This window comes from Mycolicibacterium vulneris (assembly GCF_002104765.1).
GTDB lineage: Bacteria > Actinomycetota > Actinomycetes > Mycobacteriales > Mycobacteriaceae > Mycobacterium > Mycobacterium vulneris.
Window position 1 is genome coordinate 185,200 of record NZ_NCXM01000005.1, and the last position, 13,715, is coordinate 198,914.

At 64.6% G+C, this 13,715-nt stretch carries 13 protein-coding genes; 10 read left to right on the forward strand and 3 right to left on the reverse strand.

Going from position 1 to position 13,715, the window contains the following annotated elements; translation table 11 throughout:
• The 4 genes from B8W69_RS06920 (at position 1) to B8W69_RS06935 (ending at position 4,989) form a co-directional block, all read left to right on the forward strand.
• Positions 1-852 (forward strand): alpha/beta fold hydrolase, encoded by an 852-nt coding sequence (locus tag B8W69_RS06920; RefSeq protein WP_085289158.1) that lies wholly within the window; start codon positions 1-3, stop codon positions 850-852.
• Positions 849-2,039, forward strand: a complete 1,191-nt coding sequence (locus tag B8W69_RS06925) for an acyl-CoA dehydrogenase family protein (protein ID WP_085289159.1) — start codon at positions 849-851, stop codon at positions 2,037-2,039. Before B8W69_RS06920 ends, B8W69_RS06925 begins: the two co-directional genes overlap by 4 nt.
• A 337-nt stretch (positions 2,040-2,376) precedes the next feature.
• The gene (gene mdlC / locus B8W69_RS06930; RefSeq protein ID WP_085289160.1) at positions 2,377-3,990 is read left to right on the forward strand and encodes a benzoylformate decarboxylase; all 1,614 of its coding nucleotides are present in this window, start codon (positions 2,377-2,379) and stop codon (positions 3,988-3,990) included.
• 213 nt (positions 3,991-4,203) lie between these two features.
• Entirely contained in the window at positions 4,204-4,989 is a 786-nt protein-coding gene (locus tag B8W69_RS06935; RefSeq protein ID WP_245843158.1) for an SDR family oxidoreductase, read from the forward strand.
• A gap of 34 nt (positions 4,990-5,023) precedes the next feature.
• Here B8W69_RS06935 and B8W69_RS06940 read toward each other — a convergent pair whose 3' ends face one another.
• Entirely contained in the window at positions 5,024-6,109 is a 1,086-nt protein-coding gene (locus B8W69_RS06940) for a DUF2855 family protein (protein WP_085289161.1), read from the reverse strand.
• A 602-nt stretch (positions 6,110-6,711) separates the two neighbouring features.
• On the reverse strand, positions 6,712-7,347 hold the full coding sequence (locus B8W69_RS06945; protein ID WP_085289162.1) for a TetR/AcrR family transcriptional regulator: 636 nt from the start codon (positions 7,345-7,347) through the stop codon (positions 6,712-6,714).
• 190 nt (positions 7,348-7,537) lie between these two features.
• Here B8W69_RS06945 and B8W69_RS06950 point away from each other — a divergent pair, with 190 nt between their 5' ends.
• Genes B8W69_RS06950 through B8W69_RS30530 form a run of 3 tightly spaced genes read left to right on the forward strand, consistent with a single transcriptional unit; the run spans position 7,538 to position 9,802 of the window.
• Positions 7,538-8,611, forward strand: coding sequence for an acyl-CoA dehydrogenase family protein (locus B8W69_RS06950; RefSeq protein WP_245843160.1), 1,074 nt, complete (start codon positions 7,538-7,540; stop codon positions 8,609-8,611).
• Entirely contained in the window at positions 8,608-9,624 is a 1,017-nt protein-coding gene (locus tag B8W69_RS06955; protein WP_245843152.1) for an LLM class F420-dependent oxidoreductase, read from the forward strand. Before B8W69_RS06950 ends, B8W69_RS06955 begins: the two co-directional genes overlap by 4 nt.
• Before the next feature lie 7 nt (positions 9,625-9,631).
• Positions 9,632-9,802 carry a hypothetical protein gene (locus B8W69_RS30530; protein ID WP_165762567.1) on the forward strand — a complete coding sequence of 57 codons (171 nt, stop codon included), beginning with the start codon at positions 9,632-9,634 and terminating at the stop codon, positions 9,800-9,802.
• Here the strand turns inward: B8W69_RS30530 and B8W69_RS06960 are convergent, their stop codons facing one another.
• Positions 9,803-10,180, reverse strand: coding sequence for a Rossmann-fold NAD(P)-binding domain-containing protein (locus B8W69_RS06960; protein WP_133057979.1), 378 nt, complete (start codon positions 10,178-10,180; stop codon positions 9,803-9,805).
• A gap of 302 nt (positions 10,181-10,482) precedes the next feature.
• Here B8W69_RS06960 and B8W69_RS06970 point away from each other — a divergent pair, with 302 nt between their 5' ends.
• From B8W69_RS06970 to B8W69_RS06980, 3 genes are read left to right on the forward strand one after another with little or no spacing between them, the layout of a single operon-like run.
• Positions 10,483-11,112 carry a TetR/AcrR family transcriptional regulator gene (locus tag B8W69_RS06970; protein ID WP_085289166.1) on the forward strand — a complete coding sequence of 210 codons (630 nt, stop codon included), beginning with the start codon at positions 10,483-10,485 and terminating at the stop codon, positions 11,110-11,112.
• Positions 11,113-11,125: 13 nt separating this feature from the next.
• The gene (locus B8W69_RS06975) at positions 11,126-11,803 is read left to right on the forward strand and encodes a hypothetical protein (RefSeq protein WP_085289167.1); all 678 of its coding nucleotides are present in this window, start codon (positions 11,126-11,128) and stop codon (positions 11,801-11,803) included.
• A gap of 2 nt (positions 11,804-11,805) precedes the next feature.
• Positions 11,806-13,710, forward strand: coding sequence for a YhgE/Pip domain-containing protein (locus B8W69_RS06980; RefSeq protein WP_085289168.1), 1,905 nt, complete (start codon positions 11,806-11,808; stop codon positions 13,708-13,710).
• Positions 13,711-13,715: the final 5 nt, after the last annotated feature.

The window sequence follows — 13,715 nt, forward strand, 5'->3', positions numbered from 1 at the left end:
ATGCGCGGCGCAACCCAAAGGAGACTTCGAGTGGTAACGCCAAGCACCGTTGGCGAGGAGCGTTACGTGAACGCCGGCGGACAGCGGATCCGGGTCAACGTACGCCACGGCAGCGGCGTTCCGTTGGTGCTGTGCAACGGGATCGGCGCCAGCTTGGAGGTGCTTGATCCGCTCGTCGAGCGGTTGCGTTGCACGGTCGTCAGATTCGACGTTCCCGGGACCGGGGGCTCACCCACCTCCCTTGCGCCCTACGGGTTTCCCTACCTCGCCTGGGTACTGGGCCGGGTGCTGTCCAAGTTGGGATTCGGCGTGGTCGATGTGCTCGGGCTTTCCTGGGGCGGAGCCCTTGCACAGCAGTTTGCCTTCCAGAACCCACGCCGATGCCGGCGCCTGGTGCTGGTAGCGACCGGCACCGGAGCGGTGATGGTGCCCGCGCATCCACGCGTGTTGGCGAAAATGGTTACCCCGCGTAGGTTCTCGGACCCCGACTACGCCGCAGCCATCGCGGGTGAGCTGTATGGCGGCACCGTTCGCGCCCATGGTGAGGACGTGGCACGGCTGTTCGTGCGGCAGCTGCACGCCGGATCGAAGGTCGGCTACCTGCACCAGCTGCTTGCGGGCGCGGTCTGGACAAGTGTGTTCGCACTCCCGGCGGTACGACAGGAGACCTTGATCGTGGCGGGTACCGACGACCCGATCATCTCGGTGATCAACGCCCACGTGATGAACGCGTTGCTACCCCATTCGCGGCTGCACCTGCATGCCGGCGGGCATATCGACCTGGTGCACAATGCGGAGGAGCTCGCACCCGTCGTCGAGAGGTTTTTGAGCGACCCCGGGGAAAGAGCGTGAGCGGCAACGACCTTCCGGGCTTCGATACGTCGGACTTCTACTCCTACGAGTGCCTGCTCACCGACCCGGAGCGCGAACTCCTGCACGCCGTGCGCACGTTCACCACCACCGAGGTGGCGCCCGTCCTGCTCGAACACTGGTCGCGTGCGACGTTTCCGTTCCAGATCGTGCCCGAGATGAGCAAGCTGGGTATCGCGGGTCTGCCGTATCGCGGCTTCGGCTGCGGGGGACACCGCTTTCTGCTCGACGGGATGATCGCGATGGAACTCGCGCGCACCGACTGCTCGGTGGCCACCTTCAACGGCGTGCACGGCGGACTGGCCATGGGGTCGATCTACCTGTGCGGTTCTGACGAGCAACGCGAACGCTTCCTACCGGCGATGGCGCGCTACGACAAGATCGGCTCGTTCGGGCTGACCGAACCGGACGTCGGTTCGGGCGCCTCGGGCGGGCTGCAGACCACGGCCCGTCGCGACGGTGACAGCTGGATCCTCAACGGGCAGAAGAAGTGGATCGGCAACGCCACATTCGGCGACCTGACGGTGATCTGGGCCAAGGACGTCGCAGACGGTCAGGTGAAGGGCTTCGTGGTGGAAAACAATTCGCCGGGGTTCACCGCCGACAAGCAGATGCACAAAATCGCCTTGCGCATCGTGCAGAACGGGCTGATCACCCTCGACAACGTGCGCGTCGCGGAATCCGACAGGCTGCAGCGGGCCACCTCCTTCAAGGACACCGCGGCCGTGCTGCGCATGACCCGCGCCGGGGTGGCATGGATGGCGGTCGGGTGCGCGCTCGGCGCGTACGAGAATGCTTTGGCCTACGCGCGTACCCGAGAACAATTCGGCCGGCCGATCGCCGCCTTCCAGTTGGTGCAGGACCTGCTCGTCCGGATGCTCGGCAACGTCACGGCGGCATACGGGCTGTGTGTGCGTCTGTCGCAATTGCAGGACGAGGGAATCGCCGAGGACCGGCATTCCTCGCTGGCCAAGGCTTTTTGCACAGTCCGGATGAGGGAGACCGTGGGTTGGGCGCGGGAGCTGCTCGGCGGCAACGGGATCTTGTTGGAGCACAACGTGGGCCGCTTCGTCGCGGACGCCGAGGCGATCTACTCCTACGAAGGCACTCGGGAGATGAACACCCTTATCGTGGGGCGAGCGATCACCGGGCTGAGCGCCTTCGCCTGAGTCGTTGTTCCGGAGTACATCGGCGGCCGGTCGTCATTGGTGCCGACGCCATCGACATTGAGCACGAACTGATTCGATGATCGGGGCAGGACATGGCTATCAGCCCGAGAGACTGCGATGACCAACCTGAGCCTGTATATAAGTGCCGGCGATGGACTTTCTGACAACAGGCGTCGCCGGCAACTGGGCCGGGCCACAACGTTGTGGTCGGGCACATCAACCCGCGGGCACATTTGTCACCGGGAACATGGACACCATGAGCAGATCGTCCGATTCTGATGTTGGAGACCAAGGGCCTGAATTGAAGGCTGACACGTTCGGAAGGAGCGGTAGGTCGATGGCGCACGCTAGAACAGTTCACGAGGTGACCTACGACTTGCTGCGTGAGCTGGGGCTCACGACGGTATTCGGCAATCCGGGCTCCACCGAGGAGACGTTTTTGAAGAACTTCCCCGACGACTTCACCTATGTCTTGGGATTGCAAGAGGCGTCGGTGATGGCAATGGCCGATGGGTTCGCCCAGTCCACGGGCAAGCCCGCTTTGGTCAATGTGCACACGGCCGCGGGGATGGGAAACGCGATGGGCAACCTGGTGGCGGCGGCTAAGGGCAACACCCCGCTGATCGTCACAGCCGGTCAGCAGACCCGCGAAATGGTTTTGTGCGAGCCGTATCTGACCAACAAGGACGAAACTGTGTTTCCGCAGCCGTGGGTGAAGTGGGCGTATGAGCCCAAGCGCGCCGAGGACGTGCCGGGGGCGATCATGCGCGCCTACGCGGTGGCGTTACAGCCACCGGCCGGCCCGGTGTTTGTGTCGATCCCGCTTGATGACTGGGAGAAGCCGGCGCTGGGCCCCGCCGTGATTCGCACAGTGAGTCACCGGGTCAGCCCGGATGCCGACCGGCTGCGTGGATTCGCCGAGCGCATCAACAGTGCGCAGCGGCCACTGCTGGTCTTCGGGCCGGAGGTCGATCGCAGCGGTGCCTGGGAGGCCGGTGTGGCGTTCGCCGAACAGGTTGGCGCACCGGTATACAGCGGCCCGCTGCCCGACCGGGCATCATTCCCCGAGGATCACCGGTTGTTCCAGGGGCAGCTGCCGATGACCATCGCCGGTGTCACCGAGGTGCTGCGTGGTCATGACCTGGTTGTGGTGATCGGGGCGCAGGTCTTCCGGTACTACCCGTACGTGGCCGGTGAATACCTGCCCGAGGGCACCGAACTGCTGCAGATCACCGCCGATCCGGGACTGGCCGGTGCGGCGCCGGTCGGCGACAGTGTGCTGGGGGACACGCTGCTCGCGTTGGAGCAACTCGTGGGCATGGTCGATGATCACAGCGACCGGGAGGTACCAGCTAGGCAGGTGCCCACCTCCGCAGTCGACGTGACCGGGTCGGCGCCGCTGGAGCCGGATGCGGTATGGGAGACGTTGAGAACCGTCACGCCCGCCGATTCGCCGTTGGTCACCGAATCGACGTCGACGATGGCCCAGCAACTGCGATTCTTGCCCAGCACCCGACCGGGGTCGTTTTTCGCCACTGCCAGCGGCGGCATCGGCTGGGGGTTGCCCGCGGCGGTGGGCGTCGCTCTGGGAGACCGCGCCCGTGGCGTCAAGCGCCACGTGCTTGCCACCATCGGCGACGGGTCGTTTCAATACTCGGTGCAGGCCCTCTACACGGCCGCCCAGCACCGGCTACCGATCGTGTTCGTCGCGATGCGCAACGGCGAATACTCGATCCTGAAATCGTTCGCGGTGTTGGAAGAGACACCCGGCGTGCCCGCACTGGACCTGCCGGGCCTTGACATTGCCTCCCTAGCAACGGGTTACGGGTGCCGCGCGGTCAATGTGGACAGCTGCGAAAAGCTCGCCCACGAATTCAACGCTGCGCTGAAGGCCGATGGGCCCACGGTGATCGTCGTGCCGACCAAAGCGCAAACTGCGCACCTGGGCTGAGCGCATTCCAGGAGCCGACGTGCCTAGGGCGCGTTTTGCCCGACCCCGGCGAAAAAGCAGCCTGGATCGCCGGTAGCTGACCGCCATCGCTCTGCATGCAAGTTCGTAGGCGCCGAGGTCGGGGGGTTTGTCGCTGCTCCCTGATGTGGGGCATGCCGGTTAAGCTGGCACGACGGGTCACTACGAGCAGCCCGAACGGCCCCTTTCTTGAGCATGGTGGTGGCATTGGATCTTGGACTTACACAACGCACCGCTCTCGTCTGCGCCTCAACGTCGGGGCTGGGCCTAGCGACCGCCCGGGCACTATGCGAGGACGGCGCGAGAGTGGTGGTGACCAGCCGTTCGGGCGAACGCGCCGAGGAAGTGGCAACCACACTTCCCAACGCTATCGGGATCGGCTGCGATCTCGTGGCCGCCGACGGCGCGGCGCGACTGTTTGGCGAATCGACTAAACGGGTCGGCAAGATTGACATCCTGGTCCTCAACGGGCCCGGCCCGGCGCCCGGACGTGCCGAAGATGTTGATGTCGCGGGTGTCGATTCCGCAGTGGCCACGTTGGTCAAGCCCCAAGTGCAACTGGTGCGATCAGTGCTGCCCGCCATGCAGGCGCAGCGCTGGGGCCGCATCTTGAGCATCAGCTCGACCAGCGTAGTGGCCCCGATTAGCAGTCTTGCGTTGTCCAACCTCGGCCGTGCCGCGCTGGCAGGTTATTTGAAGACTCTCGCGAGTGAGGTTGCCCCGCACGGTATTACGGTGAATTCTCTACTGCCTGGCCGAATCGCAACACCGCGTGCACGCCAGATCAATGAAGCGGCTGCGGCCCGATCCGGCGTCCCGGTCGCCGACGTCGAACAATCCTCAGTCGGTGAGATTCCAGCAGGCCGGTATGGAGAGCCCGACGAGTTCGGCGCCGTGGCCGCCTTCTTGTGCAGCGGCCGAGCGTCCTACGTGACTGGAGTAGCGCTGCGCTGCGATGGCGGGCTAGTGCCGACACTGTAAGCGTCGGCCGGTAGCGAGTACGCCGATACAGCCGTTACGCGCCGTCGGGGTCTGCAAAGGTGACAACGAGGCCCTTTCGTGGGTCGACTTCTCCGCCTTGGAGCCGGGTCCAATGGTCTTGCAAGGCTTTTGGGCCCGCGTCGGTAACGACGTCCAGGTTGTCGCGAAGCAATGTTCGGAAGTCTTCCCACGCACTGTGATACCGCCGCGTGATTTCCTGCTGCATGGCGGGCGTAAGCAGGTAGTCGAATGCGCCGAAGACCGTTGGCTTCGGGCCGACGAGTTCCTCGGTTGGCAGTGAGGTCGGGCTTGAGATGTGGGAGATGCCAAGCACCGCATCGTGAGTCAGGTTGTCGGCAAGGTGGCGGTGGAGCCGCCTGCGTAGGTCGGTGTCGCCGGCGAGATCGGCGTATAAGGTCGGCACCTTGGAAAGCGATTCAACGTCGTCGTAGGTGATCACGGTGTCGTAGCACCCGAGCTGTTGGCTGAATGCGACGTTGGCCGGGCTCGTGATGCCCACAATCTCAATGCCGCCACGGCTACGCGCGAGGCTTGCGATGCCGTAACCGGTTTTGCTTGACGCGGAGGAGATGAGGAGTCGGCGTGCCCCGAACCACTCGTTGGCGGCGCCGAATGCTTCGAACGCAAAGCTTGTCATGAACAGCGGCCTGTACAGCGCTGTAAGGTTTTCGCGTTCCGGCGAGCGAGGAGCTCCGGTCACAACGGTGTACTCGTTGTAGATCGGCATCAGCTCGCCGCGATGAGGTGCGGCATCGCGGAACCGATCGGTGCCCAGCGGCGACGGAGTGACGAGCAGATGGCTGGCACTGGGCAAGTAGCCAAATACGCGGTCACCGGTTTTCAATGCATCGGTTTCGCTCGCAGCCACTTGCGCGTAACCCCACAGGGGAATGTGTGCCATACCGGGGACCTGAGTGGGGAAGTAGCCCCAGTAGCCCAGTGCGTCGCCTAGCGCGCAGTAGGTCAAATTGTTTATTGTCAGGCCGACACGCTCCACGCGCAGAAGCGCTTGCCCGGTGGTGGGCCGGATACTGGCAGCCTCGACCAGTGTCGTTGAGGACAGATCCGACCGGTCGACGATGACGGACCAAGTGTTCATGAAAGTAGTTTCACAGCATCGCGGCCGTCGCGGTACTGGGCTGTGCTCACTGCCGCCGGCGGTGTGTGCCGGCAGGGCTGAAACCCCCGTGGCGGGGGGACCGCCGTCAGTCCGGCGCAGCTAGGGAGTCCGGACAACCAAAGTTATTGGAGCAAAGTAGTTTTCAGTTCGCCATCGGGCGGGTGCACGACGGAGATGATGCAGGCCGAGATGTGGGATCCGTTCTGGACGGGGCGTTGGCGAATAATGAACTGCCACCGAGGCTGACGCGTTTGGACATCCATCTATGGCGAGGGCGACGTCAGGCGCTACCGGTCCATATCGCGTCGCTTCGTCGTCCCTGCCCTCGCCAGCGCAAATGCTTTGGCAGGGATGTGACCACCCGTGTGTGTGCCATAGCCGCTCGCTGGCCGATAGCGTGGCATGGACGGCCGGAAGTGAAAGATCTTGGCTACAAAGGGTTTACGGGGCGCCGCACGATCTTGCCGCTGTGGTGAGACGTAGCCCGCACATTGGGCCAAAGCCGCGATGTTGAGTCGGTGGTGTTACCCGCCGACCGACGGCTTGGATCGGTGCAAAAAGTGCAGGGGCAACGTCACAGATCAAGAATCTGGCTGCGGTTGTACTGCAAGCGCGGTAAACATCGCGTCCAAGGAGCGCAGCAGACGATCTTGGGGGAACTCTTTCGGGGCTACTAGCAGCAGCCGGCCCGATTCCCACATCGTAGCCAGCAGGTGATGGGCCAGCAGCTCGGAATCGAAGTGCGGTTGGGCAGTGCACGACTTACTCAGCGCCACTTCGAATTCGCGTACGATTCGGGCACGAAGACGTGCGACGTGTTTGTGAAATGTCGGGGTGCCGCTGTCGGCGATCATGAAAATCGCTCGCCACCGGTGGGGCGCCTCGGCGACCCCGCGCAGGTAGGCATCGAACAGATGGTGGAGCGAGGTGGCAGAGTCTTTGTCGTCCTCGCCGGGGATAGCGTCGATGATCTGAGCGAGTGCTAGCTGTTCTTCACGCTTGAGTGAACCGCGCAGCATGTCATTGGCGTCGGTGAACTGGCTATAGACCACGGGACGGGTGACGCCGATGCGTCGGGCGACGGCATCGATGCTGACCGCACCGACGCCCTCTGTACTGATGATCTCGAGCACGACATCCAGGATTTGTTCGCGCCGCTGCTCGGGCGACCGGCGCGGCGCGTAGGGACGGTTGCGCCGCACGGTGGCCTCGGTCATGCGGGTCCTCCTGTCGGCCGCTATCACCCTTCTTGACAAGGGCAATAGCCGTGAAGCTACAGTAGCGTAGCTTTAAGCTACAGCAGTGTAGCTATTTGGGGAAGCCGAGGACGTCATGACCGATACCGAAACAACCTCGCCGGCAGCGGGCCAGGAGGACATCGTGGCGCGCGCCCGGCTGATAGGCGATATGGCACGCGGTATGGCAGATCAGATCGATGCCGATCGCAGACTTCCCGCCGAACTGGTTGCGGCGCTGCGGGATTCGGGCCTGCTGCGCGCGGGAGCGCCGACCGAGGTCGAAGCTCTGGAGCTGGCTCCTGGCACGGCGTTGCGCTGCGCCGAAGCGGTGGCACGCGGGGATGCGTCGGCCGGCTGGTGCGTGTCGATCGCGATCACCAGCAGCCTGCTGGTCGCCTATCTGCCGCAGGTCGGCCGTGATGAGCTGTTCGGTGACGGTCGCGCCGTGGCCTCCGGTGTGTGGGCGCCGCACGGCACGGCCCGTCGGGCTCCCGGCGGTGTCGTGGTGTCGGGGCGGTGGGCGTTCTGCAGCGGCATCACCCACGCCGACGTCCTGTTCGCCGGGTGCGTCCTCGACGACCGGCCGGCCGTGGTCGCGTTGCCCGCCGAAGAACTACAGATCCTCGACACCTGGCACACCCTCGGCCTGCGCGGCACCGGCAGCCACGACACGGTGGCCGACGAGGTCTTCGTGCCGGCTTCGCGGGTGGTCTCAATATTTGACGGGCCGTCGATCAACCGGCCGTTGTATCGCTTCCCGCCGTTCGGTTTCTTCGCTGCTTGCATCACCGCCGCAGCAATGGGCAACGCCCGCGCCGCCATTGAGGATTTCATCGAGATTGCCGGCGCAAAGAAGGGTGTCGCGTCATCTCGTACGCTTGCCCAGCGGCCCACTGTCCAGGCCGCGGTCGCCGCGGCCGAATCGGCGCTGGAGAGCGCGCGGGCACTGTATTACCAGGCGATCGAAACCGTCTGGCAAGCAAATCAAGCCGAGACTCCGGTGCCCGTGGAAGCGCGCACCCGGTTGCGGCTTGCCGCCACGCACGGGGTCCGTATCGCCGCGGATGTGGTGCGCACGATGTATGACCTTGCCGGGGGAAGCGCCATCTATGACGGCGCGCCGCTGCAGCGCCGCTTCCGCGACGCGTTCACCGCCACCGCGCATTTTCAAGTGAACGAGGCATCGCGAGAGTTGCCGGGCCGCATCCTGCTGGGCCAGCCCGCCGAGGTGGCAATGCTGTGACCGGGCGGATTGAGGCGACGTTGCCGTTCTGGCTCGATCGGCCCGACATGGAGGCGGTGCAGATTGCCGAGGCGGTCAGTGAAGTGGGGCTGACTGGGCTGTGGATCGGCGAGATGACTACCTTCGACGCCTTCGCGTTGGCCACCGCCATTGGCATGCGCGCGCCGGGGTTGCGGCTCAAACTGGGGCCGCTGCCCATCAGCGTGCGAACCCCGGTCGCTATCGCGTTGGGCACCAGCTCGGTGGCATCGCTCACCGGCTGCGAGATCGACGTCGCGCTCGGTGCCTCGAGCCCCATGATCGTGAGCGGCTGGCACGACCGCGACTGGCTGCATAGCGCACCCCGCATGCGCGAAACAATCCAGTGCCTGCGTGCGATCTTGCGCGGCGAGCGCGCAGATTACGACGGCCGCTATATCCGCAGTCACGGATTTCGGCTGCGCGGCTCGCTGCCGGGCACCCGCATCGGAGTCGGGGCGTTCGGTCCGACGATGACGCGGCTGGCCGCTGAAATCGCCGACGAGGTGGTGCTCAACCTTTCCTCGCCCCAACGGGTCGCCCAGGTGCGAAGACAAATAGACGACTACGCCGCCGCCGTCGACCGAACGGCGCCCCACTTGACGGTCTGGGTACCGGCGGCCCTGCGACCCGGCGATGCCGCCCTACGACAAACAGCAAACCAGCTGGCGATATATCTCGCGCCGCCCGGCTACGGAGAAATGTTCTGTGACCTCGGGTTCCCCGACCTCGTCGAGAAAGCCCGCAGCGGCGCGAGGCGTTCGGAGTTGGCGGCCGCCATTCCCGTTGAGCTGACCGAGCAACTCGGCGCGGTGGGCAGCCCCGAACAAATCGCTGCCCGGCTACAGGCCTACTTGGACGCCGGCGCAGACACCGTTGCGGTCGTACCGGTCACCGCCGAAGACCCTGCCGGGCGGGGGGTCCTTGAAGCTGTCGCCGATACGTATCGACTCATTTCATCCAAGTCGCTCGGGAGTAACCCGCCAGCAGGTTGAGCGCGGGATGAAGCTCTTCACCGACACCGAACGTCAGGAGTTCCTCGAGGCAAAGCATGTTGTAGGCGAACGCGAAGTCCGCATGCTGGTCACCGTGACCGACCAACTCGCGCAGACTCAGGGGACGAAGGCCGTACTTGGCAACGACGCGGTCCCAGATGTCGCTGTGGTCGGCTAGCTAGTCGGCCAAACTGCTGGGCGTGTCAGGTCCAGTCTCGACACCGAGGGTTTTGGCCAAAGCAGGCCACGCATTCCGCCATTCAAAAACGTCACCGTTGGTGATGTTGAACGCCTCATTGGCTGCTCGAGGTGATCGCGCAGCCCAGACCATCACGTCAGCGACAAGGTCGGCGTCGGCTGCTTCCCAGACGAACGAATTGCCACCGGTAGAACTGAACGGTTCGCCCTGCTCGCGTCGAATAGCGGCGTACACGCCGATCGCGGGAAGAACATTCAGTGCACCACGTGAGGGGTCGGTGACGAGTTCCGGACGCAGTGCCGTGTAAGCGAAGCCGTGCTTTGCGCCCATCTCCCGGACGTAGTCTTCTTGATCCAAGAAGAAGTTGTCATGGGGGTCACGCGGATCGCTTTCCCGCGCGGGGATGGGGCCGGGTGCAGATGCACGCCATAGACTTTCGTTCCCTGCAGGATGCTGATGTGCTGAAAATCGTTGGTGCTAGCCAAGATCGGTTCGACGACGTTGCGTAGCATCGTGTTGTTGGTCTCGATCTGATCTTGGCTCGACCAGCCCGCGACGAGTTCGGGCTTCTCATGCAGCGCCGTGTAGGCAATGTGCGTGATATCGGCCTCTCGGCCATCCATCAGATACTCGCTGGTATCCAATCGATACTGCCGAGTATGCTACTGACCATGTCGCCCGTCAAGCCGCACCGAACCCGCCCCACTCGAGGCGAGGTTCGCGACCGGATTCTGGATGCGGCCGCGACGGTATTCGCCGCCGAAGGGTTCGCCGGTGCCACCATCGACGCGATCGGTCAGGCCGCGGGCTTCACGAAGGGCGCGGTCTACTCGAACTTCGAATCCAAGGATGAACTGTTCCTAGCCCTGCTCGACCGCGAGTTCGAGCGTCGCGGCGGGCAGATCGCGACAGCGCTGAACAGCAGCGGCGGTGACACCCACGCGGCCGCGCGCGAGTTGAGCCAATCAGTGCTGGACTCAGTGCGCGACCATTCCGACTACTACGTCCTGCTCGTCGAGTACTGGTTGCGGGCCCAGCGCGATCCGCAGCTTCGCGAGCGCCTGATCGGACGCCGCCGCGCCGCCGCCGCCGACCAAGCGCGGCACATCGTCAAACCGACCGCCACCGTGCCATCCGACGGGCAGCTGGCCGATCTCGCCCAGCTCGTCGTCACCATCAACCTAGGCATCGCGATGGAAGAGGTCCTGCGCCCCGGGACCATCAACCCCGACCTGCTCGCGCAGCTGATCGCCGCAGTGCTGGAATCGGTTCGGGCGTCCGGCGACTAAGGAGAGCTTCAGCATGGATACAAAAGACGAGCCGGACGCTCCTGCGCCGTTGATCACCGCCAACGGTCTAGGGGTTGACGGTGAGCACGGGCCTTTGTTCTCGGGAGTCGACCTCGCGCTCCCACCGGGTTTTCACGCGATTCGGATGCCCGGCGGGCCAGGTCAGACCACGCTGCTGCTGACCCTCGCGGGACGTTTCAAGCCGAGCCACGGCACCCTGACCGTCCACGGTCAAACAACCCCGCGCGCGATCCGCCGGCACTGCTCGATCGCGGCCTTCGAAGACATCGACGAGCTGGAGGAATCGGTGACCGTGGAGACCGTGCTCGCCGAGCAATGCCGGTGGCTGGCACCGTGGTACTCACCTGTGCCGCTGCAAGCCGGCGAGGCCGAGCTGACCGAGGTTTTCGGCGAGATGACCCCGCCGTCCCACCACACGTACATCGTCGAATTGTCAGACCTGGAACTGTTTTTGCTGCGAATCACGCTGGCGTTGCTGTCGAATCGTCCGATCCTGGTGATCGGCGACCTCGAGCAGGTTCGTGACAATTCCCGACGGGCGATCGCGGCCGACCGGCTGGGCGTGATCGCGAAGCAGCGCACCGTCGTCGTCGGGGTGACCAACCCGCTCGGCGCGGACGCGCCCGACCATGAACTTCACGATCACCGCATCCTGACCGGAGAGGACTGACGATGCTGGCTGGACTCGCCTTTGGCTCGGAGATCAAACGTTTCGGCCGCAGCCGTTTGACGCGCGTGGCCATCGTCGTACTGATGCTGCTGCCCCTGGTGTATGGGGCGCTGTACCTGTGGGCGTTCTGGGATCCCTTCGGCCACACCAACAAGATGCCGGTGGCGCTGGTCAACTCCGATCGTGGGGCCGTCGTGTCCGGGCAGCAGTTCAACGCCGGCGCGGAGATCGCCAAGAGCCTGACCGCGGACGGAGGACTGGACTGGCACGTCGTGGACTTAACGGAGGCACGCAACGGAGTCGACCACGGCAAGTATTACTTCATGGTCGAGTTGCCGCCGGACTTCAGCGCGGCGATCGCTTCGCCGGTAACCGGGCAACCCAAGAAGGCCAACCTGATCGCCGTCTACAACGACGCCAACAACTACATCTCCACGAGTATCGGTCGTACCGCCATCGGCCAGGTACTCAACGCCGTGTCCAGCCGGATCTCGGGACAGGCCGTCAATCAGATGCTATCGGTGGTGGTTTCGTCGGGATCGGGTATCAAGCAGGCCGCAGACGGGGCCGCTCGACTCGATGACGGCGCCGGTCAGCTGGTGTCCGGTCTGGACACCGCGCGGTCCGGCTCGGCATCGCTTGCCACCGGTGCCAAGCAACTGTCAGACGGGATCAACCAGGCCACCGACCCGCTGCTCGCGGTGACCAAGGCGGTATCGCAAATCGGCGGCAGCACGCAGCAACTGCAACAGGGCGCAACCGCGCTTCAGCAGGCCAACGACCAGATCGGTGCCATCGCCACCGCGCAGGATGCCGCCGCAAACTCGCTTTCATCGGTGATCGATCAGCTCTCGGCACGACAGGATCCGCTGGCGAACAACCTCCGCGGCATCCAGGATCAGCTCCGGGGTCACCAGTTCACACCCCAGATCCGCCAGCAGATCACCGACGCGCAGAACGCGGCGATCTCCATGACATCGGGGTTGCGGAACCCAGGCAGTCCGCTCGGGTCGGCGCTCGACCAGGTCGGCAGCAAGGGGCAGGACCTGACGAACAAGCTCACCCAACTGCGCGACGGAGCACAGCAGGTCGCCACCGGTAACGCCGAATTGGCCGGCGGCATAGCCAAACTCGACGACGGCGCACGACAACTCAAGGCGGGATCGGCCGAGCTGGCGACCAAACTCGCCGACGGGGCCAAGCAGGTACCCAACTGGACGACCCAGCAGAAGGATGCGGTCGCCGACACCATCGGTGGTCCGGTGCAACTCGAGGCTTCACACGAGAACGCCGCGCCCAACTTCGGCACCGGGATGGCTCCGTTCTTTCTCACGCTCGCTCTATTCTTCGGCGCCCTGGTGCTGTGGATGGTGCTGCGGCCCCTGCAGGCTCGCGCGATCGCCGCGGAGGTGCTCGCGCTCCGCGTGGTGCTCGCCAGCTACCTACCTGCCGCCGCGATCGCGGTGTTCCAAGCCGTCATTCTCTATTGCGTGGTCCGGTTCGCCCTCGGTATGCACGCCGTGCACCCCGCGGCGATGCTGGGGTTCATGGTGCTGATTTCCGGTGCGTTCGTAGCCGCGACGCAGGCGATCAATGCGCTCGTCGGTCCAGCGGTGGGCCGGGTGCTGATCATGGCCCTGCTCATGTTGCAGCTCGTCAGTGCAGGCGGCATGTATCCCGTGGAAACCACGTCACGGCCCTTCCAGGTCCTGCACCGCTTCGACCCGATGACCTATGGCGTCAACGGACTCCGGCAGCTGATACTCGGCGGCATCGACGCCCGGCTATGGCAGGCGATCATCGTGCTGGTTGGGATAACGGCTGTCGCACTGGCGATCTCCTGCCTGTCGGCGCGAAGAGACCGGCTCTGGAATCTCAGCAGGCTTATCCCCGCGATCAAGATGTAGGCAGA

Excerpts from the sequence above, each read along its gene's own strand:
- B8W69_RS06920 (WP_085289158.1), top strand. The coding sequence starts at position 1 with ATGCGCGGCGCAACCCAAAGGAGACTTCGAGTGGTAACGCCAAGCACC.
- mdlC (WP_085289160.1), top strand. The coding sequence starts at position 2,377 with ATGGCGCACGCTAGAACAGTTCACGAGGTGACCTACGACTTGCTGCGT.
- B8W69_RS06935 (WP_245843158.1), top strand. The coding sequence starts at position 4,204 with ATGGTGGTGGCATTGGATCTTGGACTTACACAACGCACCGCTCTCGTC.
- B8W69_RS06940 (WP_085289161.1), bottom strand. The coding sequence starts at position 6,109 with ATGAACACTTGGTCCGTCATCGTCGACCGGTCGGATCTGTCCTCAACG.
- B8W69_RS06945 (WP_085289162.1), bottom strand. The coding sequence starts at position 7,347 with ATGACCGAGGCCACCGTGCGGCGCAACCGTCCCTACGCGCCGCGCCGG.
- B8W69_RS06950 (WP_245843160.1), top strand. The coding sequence starts at position 7,538 with ATGGCACGCGGTATGGCAGATCAGATCGATGCCGATCGCAGACTTCCC.
- B8W69_RS30530 (WP_165762567.1), top strand. The coding sequence starts at position 9,632 with ATGAAGCTCTTCACCGACACCGAACGTCAGGAGTTCCTCGAGGCAAAG.
- B8W69_RS06970 (WP_085289166.1), top strand. The coding sequence starts at position 10,483 with ATGCTACTGACCATGTCGCCCGTCAAGCCGCACCGAACCCGCCCCACT.
- B8W69_RS06975 (WP_085289167.1), top strand. The coding sequence starts at position 11,126 with ATGGATACAAAAGACGAGCCGGACGCTCCTGCGCCGTTGATCACCGCC.
- B8W69_RS06980 (WP_085289168.1), top strand. The coding sequence starts at position 11,806 with ATGCTGGCTGGACTCGCCTTTGGCTCGGAGATCAAACGTTTCGGCCGC.